This window comes from Bacillus massilinigeriensis (assembly GCF_900117315.1).
GTDB classification, from domain to species: Bacteria; Bacillota; Bacilli; order Bacillales; family Cytobacillaceae; genus Bacillus_BE; species Bacillus_BE massilionigeriensis.
In genome coordinates this window covers 254,253-274,592 of the sequence record NZ_LT630337.1, presented here as the reverse complement: position 1 = coordinate 274,592, position 20,340 = coordinate 254,253, and the positions used below count along the sequence as shown (strand labels likewise).

The 20,340-nt window shown below is 36.1% G+C and carries 13 protein-coding genes and 2 CRISPR repeat arrays (1 of these 15 cut by a window edge); of the genes, 1 reads left to right on the top strand and 12 read right to left on the bottom strand.

Features of this window, described 5'->3' with window-relative positions:
• Window positions 1-1,097: direct repeats of the CRISPR family, unit length 36 nt; unit sequence GTTTCTCTATACCGAAAACTGAGAAGGTACCAAAAC (it extends 922 nt beyond the left edge of the window).
• A 209-nt stretch (window positions 1,098-1,306) separates the two neighbouring features.
• The 7 genes from BQ6100_RS01285 to cas9 form a co-directional block, all read right to left on the bottom strand.
• Window positions 1,307-2,874, bottom strand: a protein-coding gene (locus BQ6100_RS01285) for an IS3 family transposase (RefSeq protein WP_390622392.1) whose coding sequence is annotated in 2 segments (ribosomal slippage) — window positions 1,307-2,391 and window positions 2,391-2,874 — 1,569 coding nt in all. Because the reading frame shifts where the segments join, the coding sequence is not laid out codon by codon here.
• Between the two features lie 132 nt (window positions 2,875-3,006).
• Window positions 3,007-6,010: direct repeats of the CRISPR family, unit length 36 nt; unit sequence GTTTCTCTATACCGAAAACTGAGAAGGTACCAAAAC.
• 35 nt (window positions 6,011-6,045) lie between these two features.
• Entirely contained in the window at window positions 6,046-6,438 is a 393-nt protein-coding gene (locus BQ6100_RS01275; protein ID WP_075980026.1) for a hypothetical protein, read from the bottom strand.
• A gap of 232 nt (window positions 6,439-6,670) precedes the next feature.
• The gene (locus tag BQ6100_RS01270; protein ID WP_075980025.1) at window positions 6,671-7,888 is read right to left on the bottom strand and encodes an IS256 family transposase; all 1,218 of its coding nucleotides are present in this window, start codon (window positions 7,886-7,888) and stop codon (window positions 6,671-6,673) included.
• A gap of 6 nt (window positions 7,889-7,894) precedes the next feature.
• Window positions 7,895-8,503 (bottom strand): hypothetical protein, encoded by a 609-nt coding sequence (locus BQ6100_RS01265; protein ID WP_075980024.1) that lies wholly within the window; start codon window positions 8,501-8,503, stop codon window positions 7,895-7,897.
• Window positions 8,504-8,505: 2 nt separating this feature from the next.
• Entirely contained in the window at window positions 8,506-8,814 is a 309-nt protein-coding gene (cas2, locus tag BQ6100_RS01260; protein ID WP_075983391.1) for a CRISPR-associated endonuclease Cas2, read from the bottom strand.
• 4 nt (window positions 8,815-8,818) lie between these two features.
• On the bottom strand, window positions 8,819-9,718 hold the full coding sequence (gene cas1 / locus BQ6100_RS01255) for a type II CRISPR-associated endonuclease Cas1 (RefSeq protein WP_075980023.1): 900 nt from the start codon (window positions 9,716-9,718) through the stop codon (window positions 8,819-8,821).
• 211 nt (window positions 9,719-9,929) lie between these two features.
• Window positions 9,930-13,115, bottom strand: coding sequence for a type II CRISPR RNA-guided endonuclease Cas9 (gene cas9 / locus BQ6100_RS01250; protein ID WP_075980022.1), 3,186 nt, complete (start codon window positions 13,113-13,115; stop codon window positions 9,930-9,932).
• A 244-nt stretch (window positions 13,116-13,359) separates the two neighbouring features.
• Here cas9 and BQ6100_RS01245 point away from each other — a divergent pair, with 244 nt between their 5' ends.
• A complete protein-coding gene (locus tag BQ6100_RS01245) occupies window positions 13,360-14,283 on the top strand; it encodes a DMT family transporter (RefSeq protein ID WP_075980021.1) in 924 nt (307 codons plus the stop codon).
• A 46-nt stretch (window positions 14,284-14,329) separates the two neighbouring features.
• Here the strand turns inward: BQ6100_RS01245 and BQ6100_RS01240 are convergent, their stop codons facing one another.
• The 5 genes from BQ6100_RS01240 to BQ6100_RS01220 all read right to left on the bottom strand — a co-directional run bounded on the left by BQ6100_RS01240 (window position 14,330) and on the right by BQ6100_RS01220 (window position 20,239).
• Window positions 14,330-15,043, bottom strand: coding sequence for an NAD(P)H-dependent oxidoreductase (locus tag BQ6100_RS01240; protein ID WP_075980020.1), 714 nt, complete (start codon window positions 15,041-15,043; stop codon window positions 14,330-14,332).
• Between the two features lie 231 nt (window positions 15,044-15,274).
• The gene (locus tag BQ6100_RS01235; RefSeq protein ID WP_075980019.1) at window positions 15,275-17,209 is read right to left on the bottom strand and encodes an endonuclease MutS2; all 1,935 of its coding nucleotides are present in this window, start codon (window positions 17,207-17,209) and stop codon (window positions 15,275-15,277) included.
• A gap of 483 nt (window positions 17,210-17,692) precedes the next feature.
• On the bottom strand, window positions 17,693-17,893 hold the full coding sequence (locus BQ6100_RS01230; RefSeq protein ID WP_075980018.1) for a hypothetical protein: 201 nt from the start codon (window positions 17,891-17,893) through the stop codon (window positions 17,693-17,695).
• A gap of 221 nt (window positions 17,894-18,114) precedes the next feature.
• Window positions 18,115-18,633: a GNAT family N-acetyltransferase gene (locus tag BQ6100_RS01225; RefSeq protein WP_261798586.1), complete on the bottom strand. Its 519-nt coding sequence runs from the start codon at window positions 18,631-18,633 to the stop codon at window positions 18,115-18,117.
• An 88-nt stretch (window positions 18,634-18,721) separates the two neighbouring features.
• Window positions 18,722-20,239, bottom strand: coding sequence for an acetyl-CoA hydrolase/transferase family protein (locus tag BQ6100_RS01220; RefSeq protein WP_075983390.1), 1,518 nt, complete (start codon window positions 20,237-20,239; stop codon window positions 18,722-18,724).
• Window positions 20,240-20,340 lie beyond the last annotated feature (101 nt).

The window sequence follows — 20,340 nt, the reverse complement described above, 5'->3', positions numbered from 1 at the left end:
TTGTTTCTCTATACCGAAAACTGAGAAGGTACCAAAACGATGACGATGATGAAACTATAGCTGTAGAAGTTTCTCTATACCGAAAACTGAGAAGGTACCAAAACTCTAAAGAACAAAACCATTATTAAGTGGCTGTTTCTCTATACCGAAAACTGAGAAGGTACCAAAACTTCCGTTGTCAGTGTCTTCTACAATGTATTGTTTCTCTATACCGAAAACTGAGAAGGTACCAAAACACCGCAAGTAAACGTTGAGATTACGCGAACGTTTCTCTATACCGAAAACTGAGAAGGTACCAAAACTAATCGGGCAAACTCCGCCTTCGCAGCCGTCGTTTCTCTATACCGAAAACTGAGAAGGTACCAAAACCGGACCCCGTTAACGATTCCTGTGACAATTGTTTCTCTATACCGAAAACTGAGAAGGTACCAAAACCGATTTCACCGTCAAACTTTGCTTTCAACTGTTTCTCTATACCGAAAACTGAGAAGGTACCAAAACCGAGTTACAAAAAGAAGTAGCACGTATGCACAGTTTCTCTATACCGAAAACTGAGAAGGTACCAAAACGCGATATGCCCCAACATATAGCAGGCATGTGTTTCTCTATACCGAAAACTGAGAAGGTACCAAAACTCGCTTACGGAGAACTTGCGAGTGTGGATAGTTTCTCTATACCGAAAACTGAGAAGGTACCAAAACAAGGAGTCTTTGATTTTCCGCAACATGGCAGTTTCTCTATACCGAAAACTGAGAAGGTACCAAAACAACTTTAACCCTTTCCCCTCTCCGATTCCTGTTTCTCTATACCGAAAACTGAGAAGGTACCAAAACACGTGCCTTATGTCGTTTATGCCAACGAAAGTTTCTCTATACCGAAAACTGAGAAGGTACCAAAACTAGGAGGAGTCTAATGGTTAATATCACAAAGTTTCTCTATACCGAAAACTGAGAAGGTACCAAAACCTGTTTTGGCTTGTTCTTCTTAAGCCAGTAGTTTCTCTATACCGAAAACTGAGAAGGTACCAAAACAGCAGGGATGATAGTAAGTTTTAAAGCGACGTTTCTCTATACCGAAAACTGAGAAGGTACCAAAACTAGCTTTGTAAATAGATCTCTCAACATCAGGTTTCTCTATACCGGTGTTTGTCAATATAGTTGTCGCATTTAGCTACTTTAGTATTTTAATAGAATTTTCTCAATGCCCTAGCTTAGTCAAGGCTACCGCGCTGCGCTTGCTGACCTGGTGATTTGAATCGAAAGGAAAAGCGTGCTTTCGATTCAAATCACCAGGAAAATGGGGAATATTATGATTTCCTCAATGCTCCGGTTTGACTCTCATCTCGCATTGGATTGAGTGCTACTTTCTCATTCGGTGCCCAATTTCTTGTGCTTCTTGACCAACGTTCTGGATGTTTAGCCTTCGCTGCTTCGTATACGTTTTTTCGCCTTTCCAATATGGCTAAATGTGCTCCGGTATGGCACTGTACAGGTGTCACAAAATTTAGCCCACTATGCAGGTGAATCTCGTTGTACCAATGGACAAATTGCTGTGCCCATTTTCTTGCTTCTCCGAGTGATGCAAAACCTTTGTGCGGAAAATCCGGTCGATATTTGAGTGTCCGGAACATCGCTTCTGAGTAAGGATTATCATTACTCACACGTGGTCTTGAAAAGGAACTTTGAATGCCCAATTTCTCTAGTAAACTTAGGAATGTCTCGGCTTTCATAGGGCTACCATTATCTGAATGCAATACGAGTGGTGCACCTTGGATTTTTTCATTGATAACCGCCTTTTTCACAAGCGTTTCAGCGTGTTTTGCCTCTTCTGTTTCCCAAACTTCCCAGCCAACTGCTTTTCTACTAAATAAATCAAGAATTAAATAGAGTCGATAAAACAAACCTTTCACCGGTCCACCAAGCCATGTAATATCCCATGTCCACACTTGATTTGGTGCTGTTGCTAGATGACTCTCAGGGATTCTTCTTTCAGGCTTTTGACTACGACCGCGATAGTGTTGCATTTTTTCTTCACGTAACACACGATAAAACGTGGATTCTGAAGCAATGTAAGTTCCTTTGTCCGCAAGCTTTGGGACAATCTGTGTAGGTGGTAAATCGACGTATTCCTCTTGTTTGACAACTGTCAGAATTCCCTCTTTTTCTTCTTCAGACAACTTGTTTTTCGGTACTGGTCTTTTCGCAAATGGGCGCTGATCGACCTTCACTCCACCCTCTACTACCCAGCGCTCGTATGTCCGTACGCTGATATGAAGTTCCTCACAAGCCTTCGCTAATCGCGCACCGTTTTGATTGGCTTCTTGGATTAGTTCAACTGCTAATGCGCGATTTGACGGGCTAATCATTCTTCCTCGTCGTCCCCCCAAATCGCTTGGGCCTTTTTTCGCAAAAGTAATAACGCTGCAGCTTCGGCTAGTGCCTTTTCTTTCTTTTGTAGCTCCTTTTCTAATTGCTTGGCACGCTTCTGTTCTTCCTTCAATGCGCCATTCAACTGTTTGGCTTGTTCGAATACCTGACCGTTTGCCTGAAGGCACACATTTTTCCATGCTTCAATCTGCTCACGATACAAACCTTTCTTACGACAATACTCGGCAAGCTCCGATTCGTTCATCGCGAACGTCTCCATCACGATTAAGAACTTATCTTGGCTATTCCAATTATCGCTTGTTTGTCCATTGCCAGGTGTTGCCACTCCAGCTGCACGTGCTGCTCTACGCCATTTATATAATGTCACATCTGAAATACCAACTTCTTTTGAAATTCTAGACACAGATTCATTATTTGGGGGCATCATGCGTTTGATAATAGCTTCTTTTTGTTCTTGGGAATACCGTGCTCCATTTTTTTCAGTCATATCGAACGACCTCCGTGTTATTTATTTAACTATAACACTAAAGTATCGTACGACAACTATCCTAACAGAGAGGGATACCGAAAACTGAGAAGGTACCAAAACAACTTTGTCCAACATTTACCGGATTAGGTGGTTTCTCTATACCGAAAACTGAGAAGGTACCAAAACGGAACTCCACCTTCAGGAGTAAAAGGCATAGTTTCTCTATACCGAAAACTGAGAAGGTACCAAAACACAAAAAAGTCGTTGGGAAAGCGGATGGATGTTTCTCTATACCGAAAACTGAGAAGGTACCAAAACACAAAAAAGTCGTTGGGAAAGCGGATGGATGTTTCTCTATACCGAAAACTGAGAAGGTACCAAAACACTATTCAATAGCATCTAACCAGCAACTAAGTTTCTCTATACCGAAAACTGAGAAGGTACCAAAACCTTTTGTCCAAGGTGTCAGCAGAAGATAAAGTTTCTCTATACCGAAAACTGAGAAGGTACCAAAACTTACAAAAGACACTCATCCTGCAATAATTCGTTTCTCTATACCGAAAACTGAGAAGGTACCAAAACTCCCAAGACTTTGCATCGACATATCCGATTGTTTCTCTATACCGAAAACTGAGAAGGTACCAAAACAAGCTGTAACAAAAGCTATGGCTTTGTGGAGTTTCTCTATACCGAAAACTGAGAAGGTACCAAAACAGTTCCGTTCGATGATGATTCGAAGCCAAAGTTTCTCTATACCGAAAACTGAGAAGGTACCAAAACAGGTCAGCTTGCGGATTCGCGTCGAGGTATGTTTCTCTATACCGAAAACTGAGAAGGTACCAAAACCAGACAAAGTCCGCCAACTACTGTAATACTGTTTCTCTATACCGAAAACTGAGAAGGTACCAAAACTCTGTTGAATAAACACATTCTGAACATCCTGTTTCTCTATACCGAAAACTGAGAAGGTACCAAAACAATATGATTAGACGGTCGTGAATATCCATTGTTTCTCTATACCGAAAACTGAGAAGGTACCAAAACCATGTTAAAAAAATTCAACGTTACAAACTAGTTTCTCTATACCGAAAACTGAGAAGGTACCAAAACCGGAACATCCAACACGACCTCATCGTGTATGTTTCTCTATACCGAAAACTGAGAAGGTACCAAAACTTATCCGTTAAAGATATGTTGGAAGCGGCAGTTTCTCTATACCGAAAACTGAGAAGGTACCAAAACGGAGGTAACGATGTGAGTTTATCTAGCTTTGTTTCTCTATACCGAAAACTGAGAAGGTACCAAAACACCAAAGTATATAAAAGTAAACCTTTTTTTGTTTCTCTATACCGAAAACTGAGAAGGTACCAAAACCAGGTTCCTACAACGAAACTCTATCAACCAGTTTCTCTATACCGAAAACTGAGAAGGTACCAAAACCCGCCAAATAGGTAATAAACATTATTCCCTGTTTCTCTATACCGAAAACTGAGAAGGTACCAAAACCAGTCTCTATAATATCTCCATTCACTACCTGTTTCTCTATACCGAAAACTGAGAAGGTACCAAAACAGTTATGCTAACATGACCTCCTGAAACACCGTTTCTCTATACCGAAAACTGAGAAGGTACCAAAACTGCACCATAAAGCCGTCTACATGTTGATAAGTTTCTCTATACCGAAAACTGAGAAGGTACCAAAACACATAAATTACGGTCATGATGTACCAGTTGGTTTCTCTATACCGAAAACTGAGAAGGTACCAAAACATCAAAGGTTAACAATAGAGATGAACAAACGTTTCTCTATACCGAAAACTGAGAAGGTACCAAAACCTTATATCGCTAACTTTGTCTAAAAATTTGTTTCTCTATACCGAAAACTGAGAAGGTACCAAAACAAGTATGCTAACATGACCTCCTGAAACACCGTTTCTCTATACCGAAAACTGAGAAGGTACCAAAACTGCACCATAAAGCCGTCTACATGTTGATAAGTTTCTCTATACCGAAAACTGAGAAGGTACCAAAACACATAAATTACGGTCATGATGTACCAGTTGGTTTCTCTATACCGAAAACTGAGAAGGTACCAAAACATCAAAGGTTAACAATAGAGATGAACAAACGTTTCTCTATACCGAAAACTGAGAAGGTACCAAAACCTTATATCGCTAACTTTGTCTAAAAATTTGTTTCTCTATACCGAAAACTGAGAAGGTACCAAAACAAGGTTAAGCAATGAATGGTACTGGGACGGGTTTCTCTATACCGAAAACTGAGAAGGTACCAAAACAGTAAGAGCAGTTTTAAGCTCTGGTTGCAAGTTTCTCTATACCGAAAACTGAGAAGGTACCAAAACCAAACATCATTTACCTAAACAATAACTTTTGTTTCTCTATACCGAAAACTGAGAAGGTACCAAAACTGACTCTTTAGGTATCATTTCAGCCACATTGTTTCTCTATACCGAAAACTGAGAAGGTACCAAAACAGGTGCAAAAGCATCTGAATATAAAGAAAAGTTTCTCTATACCGAAAACTGAGAAGGTACCAAAACCTTCTATTGATTTGTCATAAAACGCAGAACGTTTCTCTATACCGAAAACTGAGAAGGTACCAAAACCATATGGTCGTATTGTATCCGCCATATAGTGTTTCTCTATACCGAAAACTGAGAAGGTACCAAAACCTGCGCGTGGAGGTGTAGGCATGGCGAAAAGTTTCTCTATACCGAAAACTGAGAAGGTACCAAAACTGTGAATGTCAACGTTCTGAATCTCGTCGAGTTTCTCTATACCGAAAACTGAGAAGGTACCAAAACTACCCATTTGGTCAACAAGGTTTTCAGTTAGTTTCTCTATACCGAAAACTGAGAAGGTACCAAAACTTCGCGGGCCAAAACGTTTCAATCGTAAACGTTTCTCTATACCGAAAACTGAGAAGGTACCAAAACGCGTTCCTGCGCAACGAAACGTATGAGGAAGTTTCTCTATACCGAAAACTGAGAAGGTACCAAAACTTATGTTGATGAGCAAGCAAATTATTTTCTGTTTCTCTATACCGAAAACTGAGAAGGTACCAAAACTGGGCATGTTTAAAATATGACACAATATTTGTTTCTCTATACCGAAAACTGAGAAGGTACCAAAACCTCAGGTAAATTATACCACATTGTTATTTTCATAACTAATATGACTTTAAATATTCAATTATGTTTTGTGAAACCCCTGTTGTATCAAGAGAAATATTAATATTTAGATTCTTCGTCATAACAAAAAGGAGAGCTAGTAATGACTCGTTTTCATTTGTGGATAACATTGATAATTCAATAAATTCTTTACTAAAATACGAGTTATCCACAGCATGCAATAAATACTCTTCCGCATTATTATACATATTTTTATCGCAAACAAATGGTAATTCATTTATGACTTTTTTCTTTAAGAGTTCTAGTTTTGCTGAATTTATTATTTTTTCATCGAATAGAAAGTTACAATTTCCTTCAATAGTATGTTGAGATACAATAATAAAATGTACGCCTTTATGTGAACATTGCTGAATGGTCCCAATCAGATCCAATAGTTGATTATTATTAGGGAGTATAAATTATTTTGTGTAATTGGAATTTTTAACAATAGCTATGGCGATACTTTTATCAGGGCTCTTGCTCATTAGGGGGATAGGGCAATGCTGAGGAGCAACCCGAGCACCTAATGGGATTCTGCCAAAAAGGGAGGGACATTCTGTTCCTCTTTTTTGCCTCCTTTTTGGGAGAACCCAAGCGATAAACCTTTGGGCGCTAGCCCAACCATTAGATAGTCAGTTCATCGTTAATACGGTCCTCAAAGATGATAGCTAATTGTGATATACATTCTTTCCATCCTCTTATAGGCATAGTCCACTTCTTGGAAATTTCCATGGTAGCCAAATAGATAATCTTCTTGAGAGAATCATCTGTTGGGTAAGCTGTTTTGGTCTTAGTGACTTTTCTAAGCTGTCTGTGATAGCCTTCGATGGTGTTGGTTGTATAAATAAGCCTTCTAATCTCAGCTGGATAGCTAAAGTACGAAGTAAGTTCTAGCCAGTTAGCCTCCCAAGATTTGATAATGATAGGATGTTTCTTGCCCCATTTTTCTTTAAAATTGACAAACTCAAGTTCTGCCTCTTCCAAAGTAAGTGCTTGATAGACTTTCTTTAAGTCTGCCATGACAGCCTTTTGTTCCTTATACGATACATACTTCATAGAATTGCGAATTTGGTGAATGACACAAAGCTGAATATTGGTTTGAGGAAAGACAGAGTTAATCGCTTCTGAAAAGCCTGAAAGATTGTCCTTACAGGCGATTAAGATGTCCTGAACACCTCTATTCTTCAGGTCATTACAAACACCTAACCAGAAACTGGCACTCTCATTTTCTCCAATCCATATTCCAAGAATCTCTTTATGACCTAAAAGATTGATCCCTAAAACACTATAGGCAGCTTTATTCACAATGCGATTTTCTTTCCTGACTTTAAAGTGAATGGCATCCAGAAATACAATCGGATACACTCGTTCCAATGGACGTGATTGCCATTCTACAATCAGAGGCATAATCTTATCGGTTATCTTACTTACCATCGTAGGCGAAACATCAATCCCATAGATATCCTTCATCTGATCTTCAATATCTCTAGTGGACATTCCTTTAGAATAAAGACCAATAATTTGTTCCTCTAATCCATTTGAAGTGGTTTCATATTTCTTTATGATTTGAGGTTCATATTCCCCATTTCGGTCTCTTGGAATATTTAATTCAGCCTTACCGAACTTGGATTTAATCGTTTTTTTACTGTAGCCATTGCGGCTATTACCATTATGGTCACCCGCATTATCATGTTTGGCATAACCTAGATGTTCCTCAATCTCAGCTTCAAAAACCTGTTGAATAGTGTCCTTGAATAGTTCCTTTAACTTTTCCTGAATATCTTCTACCGAACGGCAATCCTTGGCTAATTCCTTGGCTAATGCATTGGTTTTGTTTTGCATAATTGATCATCTCCTTAATTGGTAAGTATAACCAATTACACAAAACTTTTTACATTCTCTATTATTACTATAAAGCTCTGGTAATTCAATTATTATTAATTGTTTCTTTTCAATATTTTTATCAATGAACAAATCTAGCATTAATTTTTTATAACCAATCGGTGTCATATTTCTTTTCAAAGTATGAAATGTGAGAAATGATTTTAATTGTTCAAGATCAAAACTTTCTAATTGCAATTCTAGTCCATACTTCTCGACCTTAGACTTAATAAATTGAACTTCTTCTCTTAACTCCTCCCAAATATTAAGTAATTCATTATATGCTGGGGAAAGTATTAAATCTTCGCATACTCCTTCAAGAAGTGGCTTTAATGGAGATTTTGAAGTTATTTTATCTACTAGTAGATGACAATCGAAAGGAATAAATAAGCAATCCCAATCTTTTTTGTTTAGAAGTTGAGTATCCTCAAATATTTTAACAATTGAACCCTTATTTGAAAAAAAATCATCAATCATTCGAATTAACTCATACCATAGTCCATGTTGTCCTTTTAATATAGTAATAGGTCCCACTTCAATTTCCCATTCAACATCCTCTTTAATGATATTCCACATTATCATAATATCACCATTGGATCATCAGTAATTGTTTCCTCTTGGATTGTCTTTCCACCAACTAAAATAAACATTTTTTCATATTGCTTTTCGGTTACACCCATAATTCGAATCGATCCTCTTACAGGAAGATTTCTTTTCAGCCCCTCTATATATTGATATAGACTTATTCGATTAGGAAATATTTTTGCATACACAGAAAACTGAAGCATCATGAAGCCATTTGAAATTAAATACTTTCTAAATTTCGTGTAAATTCGTCGTTCTTCTTTTGTATTCATTGGGAGATCAAAAAATAATATTAGTCTCATAACTCTATAAGGCGATGCCATCCCGAGGATACACCAGCATGTTTAAATTATTATGATTCATTGCCTTTATAAAGGATTGAATATATAAATCAATCGCATTTAACACCGTTTGATTCTGATCCCCAATATTAATCTTTGCACTTAATCGACGAATTAAATGTTGTTTCATTTTCCTATCTAAATATTCTGCTTCCCCAACAGTCATATACACCCATAAATCAATGACAGGTCTAAATATCTCCATACAGTCATCAACGAGATTAAATGCATTGAATTGATTCCGATGTCCAATTCCATATGCTGGATGAAGCCCGTATGCAACAATTGTCCTAGCAAAACATGCACGCAAAACAATATAACCATAATTTAATGCTGCATTATATGTATCTACAGCTTTTCTTTCACGACGGAAGTTGCTACCAAATAATTCGTTAAAATATATTTTTGCTGCAAGACCTTCCCTATTTGTTTCATCTTCAAATTCAACAGTATCTGAAAAGTGATTTAACTTACTGATAACATTTTTGTCTTTATTTAAATATTGGAGAAGGGATCGTTGGTTGTTGATTTTAATTTGGACAATCTTTTTCCACATTTCACCTCGTATTTCTTCTCCCCAATTTAACTGCTGTGATAGAACTCCATAAACCCGGTAGTGACTATATAAGCCAAGTGAAAACACGTTTGGCAAATGATTTTCATCACAAAAGATAAGGAGAATATGATATTCAGTTATTTTATTCATTAATCTTCCTGTTACATTAGTTTTGCTATTATCAACTATAATAGTATGAATATCTGATAATGGGATTAAGATTTCCTGCTCTCCTTTAATAACCTTCAAATTATCTAAATATAATTTCATTTCTTCCGCTTCCGCGACATACACTATTCTCCAGCTCACCTTCTACTCGCTCCTTAAAAAATTATTGACAGGCTCAGTTTACTGGAGGAAAATGTCTATTAGTATTACCGAACAAAGCCACAAAAAAAGAAAAAGCCCCATAAAAATGGGGCTTTGAGTTCGGGATAAACCCTTGTTTTGGTAGAGTCTTCCCAGTTTTCGGTATAGAGCGATAGACGTCTCTATCACACTTTTATCTTACCCCATTTTACTATAATTGTAAATATATTTTGAAATTTTCTTTTTCCACTTTATAAGTATTGCCTAAAACATCGACATTATACTTAACTAAATTGCTTAATGTGGATGGGGCCAAAAATCCATCTTTTTGTTCAGCTTTCCTCTTATATACATAATCCATTTCTATCTTATTTTGTCTAGGCATCGAATCTCCTCTAAATATTCTAAAAAATAATTCTCCATTCTTTTCATATGAAAATAGCTCATTCTTATATAAACTAAATTGAAACTCATAACTATCATCTATTTGTTTATATTCTTTCCTTTTTTCTTCATTATATTTATCCATATCTAATACATACTGATTTCCCTCTTGTTTTAACCAATGATACGGTACTCCTAAATATTTGTACTTCCCTTCTTTATTTTTATAAATATCTATTCTCAATCCTTTTATACTTAGTAACACTACATCATTTCTTGCACCAGGATATTTATTAGTAATCTTCATATGAACCCCAAGTTTTCTATCATAATATCTTAGGGTTTTTACTGGTACTTTCCCATCCTTCATAATATAACCGTGATCTTCATAATATGCTTTAAATGGATTATCTGCATTCTCATATTCCTTCGTAATCTTTTGAATAAGAGCAAATAACTCTGGATTGTGCTGTGCTATGAGAAAACTTTCAGGACTTTTGGAGATTCTTTTTAATAATGGGCGCACGCTGTTTTTGTCCAATTGGTAAATGTTTGATACTTTTCCCAAATAGAAAATATCCCCATCCTTTTCTCTCGTTCCATAAATAGTTTGGTTTGACATCGCCCGGTTCACTTTACGATCTACCTTATGAGAGTACTTTATTTTAGATTCATAGTTCATTAAGTTTCTTAAAAAGTAAATAAAATTATGGTTATAAAATTCATCCTCTTCAAGTATTTCCCCAGTTCCATTATGAAACATTACTCCTTCTTCATTCATGTTAAAGTCTTTAAGGAATTCAAAAATTGGCATTCTTCCCATAGCTGCAACAATTAATGCATCGATTGCATGATGAGCATAGCTTTCATCCCGATCTTTATTTAATTTTGCTCTTCTTCTCAAAGCTGCTGTAAACGAACCTCTAATGGAGAGAACCTTCGTATCAATTTCATGACTGTTGAAGAATGAACGTAGAGTCATTGAAAAGGTTCTCATTGCATATTGTGTATCCACTAAATTTCTGTTAATGAAATCCTTTTGTAACTCCTCGTTATGCTCAATATCTCTTTGTTCAAGTAAATAGTCCTTTTTCTTGCTAGAAATCTTTCTACTTTTATAAAGATTTAATACTTCCACTTTATACTGGTCAAATGTTCTTGATGCTTTTCCAGAAGAGAAGTACTGAAAAGGTGTCTTTTGTCCTTTACTTTGGTTTTCTCCATGAAAGCATAGCACTTTATTTGCTTGACTATCATCGAAAGACAAGGATACCGGTAGGATGTGATCAATTTCAAATAAATATGGATTTGCTACAATATCATGGATTGAGATACTTTTTCCAGAATAAATGCATTTCCCATCTTGTGATTCCCAAAGTTTTAATGCGAGATGTTGCTTACTATTCAAATGTAAATCAGTTAAAGACTTTACTCCCAGTAGCTTGGCCATTTCCTTTTCATGTTTTCCAATTTGTTTTTGGAAATTGGCATATTGTTTTCTTTTTTCCTCACTATTTTTCTCTTTTGCGGTCTCTACAACTATTGCAGATAATTCTCCATATCGCTCACGTACTTTATTCACAATTTTAATTGCTTCCCTGTGAGCCCGTTTAGCTACTGTGCTTAAGATAGCATCATCATCGAAGAATATTTTTTGATATTGGTTCATTTTCGATAAACGTTTCTGATCTAAGCCCATTTCTGCAAAAATTTGCATTTGATTTTTATTTGTATACCATAATTCTTCTAAAGCTAGATTTATGACTTTTTTTGAAAGTGAGTGATAACCTGTAAACTTCGTACTTTCTTTTAAGGCATTCACTATTTTGTTAGTTGTATCATCATCATATTTGTAGAATAATTTTTTTAATTGCTTTTCCCGCCGTTGATACGATTTTTCAGCAGTTAGGATTTCTACAATATTATCTAGCAAATTGACATCATCTAGCATTTCAATTGGAAGCTGATTTTCATTTACTATTTTTAATAATTCCTTATAACCTTTAAATTCTGTAAAGGTTGGTTTATCCGTCTTTAAGTCTTTCCTATATCCAACAACATCAGCATCTTCTGTAACACCTTTATATTTTAATATTTGCAACAAAGTTAGATTTTTCCCTTTTTTGATAAATTGTTCAACTAGGTAATATTTGTCATCATAAGTTAAATACTCCCCATTAATTTGCAATTTATTTAAATCTCCACTTAACAAATTAAATAAATCTGCTGTAAATGACATTTTGGCAACCCGTGGTTCCTCTGGAAAATATGTACACTTACCTCGCATTTTATCAATCATAGAGGTATAAATAAGTTTGCCCTCTTTATCAATTGAATAAGAACCATATTTAGTTGGAGACTTTGGAGATCCTGGACCCTCATAATATTCTCTTCTTTTTTCTATTAGATTTATATATCTATTAATAAAATCTTCTGTTATTTCAGGATAAACTTGCTTTTGTTTCACTAGAATAGCTTTTGCTTCTTTAACATAATCTTTTGTTTGAAAACGATTTTCGTGATTTCTCATTTTTTCCTGCCTATTTGAAAGTCGATCTAATTGGATTTCACATATAAATTTCTTTTCCAGTAGCTTTCTATTTCTATTCAATTGTTCTTTTGTAGAAAGTTCATTACCACTTGTATTATCATCTTCTGGTGCATCAAGACTTGTCCCTCTTTTCTTAACAAGATGATATAATGCAGCAACTAATTCCTCTTTAGTAACCTCTCCATAGATGGCTTGATATCTAGCATTGTAAGGATCTATGACTCCTATTGCAAAAGTAGGTAGTCCGTATTCCTCAAATAATTGACGGGCTCGCTCTAAACGATGTGATCTTCTCCTTTTTAAACGTCTAGAACCACGAAAATGACGGCGATCTTCATTTGCGTTTCTTGTTGCCTCCTCAAATAATCTGACCCCAGCGTCGATGATTTCTCCTGTTTCTTGATTAATAATTCCCCATCCTACAGATGAAATACCTATATCAAGACCAAGTACTTTATTCACCTCTACCATCCTTTCAGAAATTTATTTAATAATTATTGCCTAATCTACGATGGAAAATAAAGTATATTCATATTAATTGTAACATACATAAATGTGAAATTTAGTTCCATAGTAGCAAAAATCTTTTACTTCAAAATAATTTTTGCAAAAATTCCAAAAACAACAAACAACATATACTATAATAAAAATATTACTAAAATATTTCTCTCAAATTCATATCATCAATTGAAAAGGAAGTTATTACATGAAAGAAAAATATCCATATTTACTACTTGTTTTGGCCAATGTTATTTGGGGAGGGAATTTTGTAGTTGGAAGTATTGCCAAGGATTATTTTCCTCCCTTTACTTTTTCCCTTATGCGCTGGGTCATCGCTTTTCTCCTATTGACCCCATTTATGTATAAGAGCCTTATTAGAGATCGTCAAATTCTATGGCAGAATAAGTGGGTGTTATTGCTATTTTCAATTACAGGAATTTCCGGCTATAATACCCTTCTCTATCTTTCATTACATTGGACAACATCCATTAATGCGGCGGTAATTAACCCAATTACCCCTATCTTTATTGCGATTTTGTCTGTCATTATCCTTTCAGAAAGAGTTGCAGGGGCGCAAATCCTCGGAATTATTTTCTCAATCATTGGAGTACTTTTTATCATGGCAAAGGGCTCCATCGAAAACCTGGCATCCTTTTCTTTTAATAAAGGGGATCTTCTTGTATTACTAGCGGTTTTTGTTTGGGCTCTCTATTCGATTTATTTGAAAAAATATGCGCACATACTACCAATCTATTCAACATTCTATATAACTACTTTTATTGGATTGATTTTGCTTGTTCCATTCAGCCTCTTTGAGCTTGGTTTTTCAACCCAGCCATTTATCTGGAATATAAGTTCAATTAGTATATTGTTCTATGTAGGCTTTTTTGCTGCAATTATCGCCTTTTTATCGTGGAATATTGGTGTAGCCAAGGTTGGAGCAGCAAGGGCAGGAAACTACTTAAATCTCCTTCCTGTCTTTGCTGCCATCTTAGCACCTTTGTTAACAGATGAAACGATTGAATGGTATCAAATAGTTGGTGGAATCATTGTCATTGCCGGAGTGGCCATCTCCTCCAAAATAAAGAAAAGTCCAATGACAGTCATGAGTAACTCCACCTCCGCTTAATGGGGAGACCTTTATAGAATGATTAACCATTAGCCAAAAAGCCTACTTAACTTCTATACTCCATCTTCAACTGATAATTCTCATCATAATGGGAATTAGGATGATATGGGATAGATGGTATCTCAAGTAGATGGTTTAAACGCCATTTATACTCTTCTAAGTAACGTCTTCGGCCCTCTTCATCCCTTGAAGGGGCCCAAGCAATAAATGGTTCAACAGGTTCTAGCCCGACGAAGTATAGCATCCCATGATTGATGTGAAATAGGATATTTTCGTGAATATCGCCATCCATTCCATAAGGGGTGAATACCTGTTGAGGTGAACCAGTTGAAGTAGATATCATCGCCTTTCTTCCTTTGAGGCAGCCGGTATCATATCTCATATTATTTTTATAAGCAAAATCAGACGCAAATACTCGATCAAACCACCCCTTTAAGATAGCAGGTACTGAATACCACCATAGAGGAAATTGAAAAATAACAAAATCTGCCCAGATAAGCTTTTCCTGCTCCTCTCGAATATCTTTTGAAAAGCTATTTGTATGTACTGCGTTTTTTTGTTCTACAGCATATTTAAAAAAATCCTTATCTTGACGCAAATGGAAGTCATCGCTATCTGCAACTGCTTTGAAATTCATAGCATACAAATCAGATACTTTGACCTGATGACCTAAAGTGGTTAGTTCTGATACAGCAAGATCCTTTAATGCTCCATTAAAAGATTTTGGTTCTGGGTGCGCGTACACGATAAATACATTCATGGTTGCATCTCCTTTTTTTATCCTTCAAATGGAAAAACCCGTTTAATATATCAACATAGCAACAATTATCTTACTATAATTATCCCTTTATATTTCGACATAAAAAGACGATTCCCTTTTCTGACTGCTGACTCTGTTCGAAAAAGTTAAAAAGAGAATGAATCCTAGGATGGAAACATTCTCTTTGAGTATTTTTAGAATATAGCTAATTACCCTTAAGATAAGGTATACCTAATTCTCCTTATTTTTGATAATGACGTCTTCCACATGCCGTTTTGTCATTTCTTTTTTTATTTTCCGATTTCCTTTTGTTTCAAAGATGATATCCATATCATAATCCTCTGGATATAAGTCCTCTGCTTTAATATATAAAACCAATCGCTTATGATTTAGACATAGCAATTTCCCTTTTACTAGAACCTCTACCTCACCTTTATCATTCGCAGGCTTTGATACAATCCCAAATTCATTCATGGAAGGAATTTTTACATTGTCACCCCGCTTGTAAGGAATAATTTCAACGAGCTTTTCTTCTTTCTTCCCATGCTTCTGCTTAAGATTATATTTTTCATTCATGGCAAGCTGACGTTCTATTTGAGATTTCGGATACAAGGAAGACGCTTCATAGCTCTTATGTTCCTTGTAGGTAATTTCATGTGCCCTTTCAATAAGCTTCGGATGCATTCCCAGCTTCAAGGCAATTGCAAAAGCCTGACTTTCTCCACCCTTTCCGATGATTAAACGATAGGTTGGCTGGAGGGTTTCTGGATCAAATTCCATTGCTCCATTTTCAAATCCATCACGAACATCGGCATATGCCTTAATTTCACTATAATGGGTTGTTGCAAGTAAGGTTGCACCTTTAGAAAACAGCTCCTCCAAAATGGAAGTTGCTAATCCCATCCCTTCTGCTGGATCTGTACCTGATCCCAGTTCATCAAGAAGAACTAGTGTCCTTGGTGTTGTTTCTTCAAGGATATGGATTATATTTTTTATCCTTGAAGAAAAGGTACTAAGTGATTGTTCGATGCTTTGTCCGTCCCCAACATCTAAGAGGATTTTATCGAATATCGCTATCTCACTCCCAGACTTTGCTGGTATATGCAAGCCGGACTGTGCCATTAATGTCAATAACCCCACGGTTTTCAGCGTCACAGTTTTTCCACCTGTATTTGGGCCTGTAATGACGAGTGCATCAAATTCTTCCCCAATCTTAAAATTTAATGGGACTGCATTTTTTCCAAGTAGTGGATGTCTTGCTTCAATTAATCGAATCATATGATAATCATTCATTTGAGGAGATACCCCATCAATGATTCCACTATATTTTGCCTTTGCAAAAATCACGTCATATTGAACCATCGTATCAAGGGCAAGCTGAATTTCTTGTTCATGTTGCTCTACTAGTCCAGTTAATACCATGAGAATTTTCTGTTCTTCTGCCTCCTCCTGTATTTTCAGCATATCCATTTCATCTTGTATCATACTAATTTCAGCTGGTTCGATAAAAACGGTTGAGCCGGAAGCCGAGGTATCAAGCACAACCCCTTTAATATTTTTCCGATATTCTCTCTTTACCGGAACCACATAACGGCCATTCCGAATGGAGACAATTTGCTCCTGAAAAAACTTACTATTTTTCGATGATTTCAAAAACTGCTCTACTCGACCTTTCATCCGTTCTTCAAGAATGGCCATTTGCTTTCTAACTTTCAGCAAATCTTTACTTGCATAATCATCCACTCTACCATTTCGAATGCATCGAATAATTTCCTCCTCGATATGCTGTAGATCAAACATGGAATAAACATACATACTTATTGTTGGCGCCACGTATCCTTTATCCTTCATATACTTCTTTAATTTATTAATACACACTAAGAGCTCATATAGCTCCATTAATTGCTCCGGCCGCAGTGTGATACTCTTATTTATATTTTTTAGAATGATTTGTATTCCTTTGAGACTTGGTATTGGAATACTAGCACTTATTTGCAGTACTTTTTTTGCCTCTGTGATTTCTTCAAGCCATGCCTCGATTTGTTTTTTCTTTGAAGATGGCATCAGATTCTTTATTTTTTCTTTGCCTAATTCAGAAATCGCATAAGAAGAGATCTCTTCTTTTACATCATTAAATTGTAGAGTTTCGATGGTTTGTAAATTCATGTTTTTTCCTCCTAAATGGTTTAATAAAGATGACCATACGTGCGAGGAATGTTAGAAAACAATCTAATCCATTGCCTAATTAATGAGGGTTTTCTCTTGTAGAAAGTTGAAATATCCATGGCAATGATAAAAGGGTTCTCAATGACTGTTTCTTAAAATTTTCATAAAAAAATCGCAAAGGAACACACTAGTCCTTTTGCGATAGTCATTAATGATATTATGAAGTTAAAAATTCACTTAGGCTTAAGTGCTAACTTCATTCATTTATTAAGGAAGGCGCAAATTGTGTTCTTAACATCTTGCTTCCAAAAAAAGACATCAACAAATAAGCATTTAATCATGCTTTTTTTGGACACGCACGTATGAAATTACGTTTTAGTTAAGAACGACAGCCCTCATAAAACAAACTCCTTAATAAAAAGTTATTGAAATTATATCATATAATTTCAGGCAGTTAAATAGTTGGTTAGTACATCTTATTAATCAAGTTAACTGCAATTCTTTATCTTCTACCCTTATCAATGTATTTTTTCTCTCCTCGATATACCATAAAGGAATTTCTCTAAAATCTCCTTCTTCTTTTTCAGAATTTAGGATTTTAAATTCAATCGACTTTTCCTTTACCTCGATCACTTTAACCTGGATATTTTCAAACTGTAGAACCTCACCAATTCTAAAATCCACCGTGGATGCTCCCTTCTGTGTACCGGATGAAAAAACTGGAAAATTATTTACGTTTTATTAATTTTATTTTCAGCGTTCACATAATAACACTTTGTTATTCATTTTCTAGTGACTAAAATCACTCATTCTCATTAATGCCAAAATCTTTAAACGAATATTCACAAAAATGTAAAGGTGCCAGGCACCATCCATTTTTTGGATGGTGCCTGGCACCTGTTTGGTTACTTTATATATATTTTTGTTGGTTCCCCGTTAAATATATATCCTTTATCAAGAAATTCCCATCCGTATTTTTCATAATAGCCATCAAGGTCTGTGCAAAGATAAAGATTTTCATAACCTTTATTTCTTGCCTCTTCTCGAGCATGTTCTAATAATATGTTCCCCAGTCCATTTCCTCTGAATTCTGGTATTATGTACAAGCATGCAAACCACGGGGTTAAGTCTTGCCTGCTAATTAAATCATTTCTTAACATTGCATAGGAGCCAATAATCTTATCATCCTTTAAAGCCAAATAAAATCGAGGTAAATCACTTTCAGTTTCTAAAGAGTGGAGCATACAATTATAATAGAAAGAATAATTCCCTTCTGTTCCCCATTGCTCCCAAATGAAATCAACAGCTGCTTCGAGCAAATCTCTTCTATTCTTTAATTCAATTATTTCCATCCTTTTTCCCCCTTTGTATTTCCTATATTTTACACGATATCGGCAGGCTTGTTTACATTTTTTTCTTGTCAGTTATTTATGTAAAAAAAAATCTGAGCAGTTCAATCCCTACTCAGATTTATCCTTATTATTTAAAAGGAATATCTCCCATTCCTATAGTCTACGCCTTAATTTCTGACTCTTGTAGCATGGATCCATTTTTTGCAAAGTTTATGTGCCAGGAGAAAGCTTTTTCAAGAACATGAGGAGTTTGGCCACCTCGAGTTAATGCTTCCTGATAATATTCCCAAAGCTGTTCACGATACATTGGATGGGCACAGTTTTCAATAATTAATTCTACACGTTCTCTCGGTGCTAAGCCGCGTAAATCCGCGTAACCTTGCTCGGTAACAATCACATCGACATCGTGCTCAGTGTGATCAACATGGGAAACAAAAGGTACAATACTTGAAATTTTTCCACCCTTTGCAATCGATTTAGTTACAAAGATCCCCAACCGGGCGTTCCGGGCAAAATCTCCTGATCCACCTATTCCGTTCATCATCTTTGTACCTAGCACATGTGTTGAATTAACATTTCCATAGATATCTAACTCTAAAGCGGTATTTATAGAAATCAATCCAAGACGTCGAATAATTTCTGGATGATTTGAAATTTCCTGAGGTCTTAGAACAATTAAATCCCGGTACTTTTCAAAATTACCATATACCTCTTTCATTCTTGATTCAGAAAGAGTAATGGAACAGCCAGATGCAAACTTAACCTTCCCTGCATCTATTAAATCAAAAACCGCATCCTGTAAAACCTCAGAATAAACCTCTAAATCTTCAAATTCTGAATCTAACATTCCATGAAGTACGGCGTTGGCAACTGAACCAATTCCTGATTGAAGAGGTGCTAAATTTTCTGTAAGTCTACCTGCTTTAATTTCTTTTCGTAAAAATTCCATTAAATGCTGCGCCATAATGACGGTCTCTTCATCTGGAGCAACAATAGTGGATGGTGAATCCTCTTGATTGGTAAAAACAATACCTCTTACCTTATTGATATCTACTGGTATCCCTAAAGATCCAATTCGATCAGATGCCTGTGTTAATGGGATTGGTCCCCGTTCCCCTTGATTCTCTGGTAAATATAAATCGTGTAAACCTTCTAATTCAGTCGTTTGTGCTAAATTGATTTCAATGATGATTGATTTGGCATTATCAGCAAAAGATAAGGAGTTCCCTACTGATGTTGATGGAATCACCAATCCTTCTCCCGTGATTGACACCGCTTCCAAAATGGCAAAATCAACCTGGTTAATGACATTGTTACGCAGTAATTCAGCTGTATGGGATAAATGCTGATCTACAAATAGAAAATCCCCTTGGTTAATCCCTTTTCTCATTGTAGGATCCGCTTGGAAAGGTAATCTCTTCCCTAAAATACCTGCCTCTGCAAAGAGTTTATCGACATCAGACCCTAAAGAAGCACCAGTAAAAACATTAACTTTAAAGTTTTCGGTTTCAGCACGTTTTACTAAAGCAAATGGAACAGCTTTAGCATCCCCTGCACGCGTGAATCCACTTAAACCGAGAGTCATTCCGTCTTGAATCCAAGATGCAGCTTCTTCTGCAGTTACCACTCGATCCCAAAGTCGCTTGTCCTTTATCCGTTCAAAATTTCTCTCAACCATCTCCATCATCCCATTCCTCACTCATAACAGTTTATAAACTATTTTACCTACTTAATGGGCCTATTAGTGAATTTTTCGAGTAAATTACTGAAATTTCGGAT

What these genes read in the sequence shown, in the direction of transcription:
- BQ6100_RS01270 (WP_075980025.1), bottom strand. Translation starts at nt 7,888, where the DNA reads ATGCAAAACAAAACCAATGCATTAGCCAAGGAATTAGCCAAGGATTGC.
- BQ6100_RS01265 (WP_075980024.1), bottom strand. Translation starts at nt 8,503, where the DNA reads ATGTGGAATATCATTAAAGAGGATGTTGAATGGGAAATTGAAGTGGGA.
- cas2 (WP_075983391.1), bottom strand. Translation starts at nt 8,814, where the DNA reads ATGAGACTAATATTATTTTTTGATCTCCCAATGAATACAAAAGAAGAA.
- BQ6100_RS01245 (WP_075980021.1), top strand. Translation starts at nt 13,360, where the DNA reads ATGAAAGAAAAATATCCATATTTACTACTTGTTTTGGCCAATGTTATT.
- BQ6100_RS01240 (WP_075980020.1), bottom strand. Translation starts at nt 15,043, where the DNA reads ATGAATGTATTTATCGTGTACGCGCACCCAGAACCAAAATCTTTTAAT.
- BQ6100_RS01235 (WP_075980019.1), bottom strand. Translation starts at nt 17,209, where the DNA reads ATGAATTTACAAACCATCGAAACTCTACAATTTAATGATGTAAAAGAA.
- BQ6100_RS01220 (WP_075983390.1), bottom strand. Translation starts at nt 20,239, where the DNA reads ATGGTTGAGAGAAATTTTGAACGGATAAAGGACAAGCGACTTTGGGAT.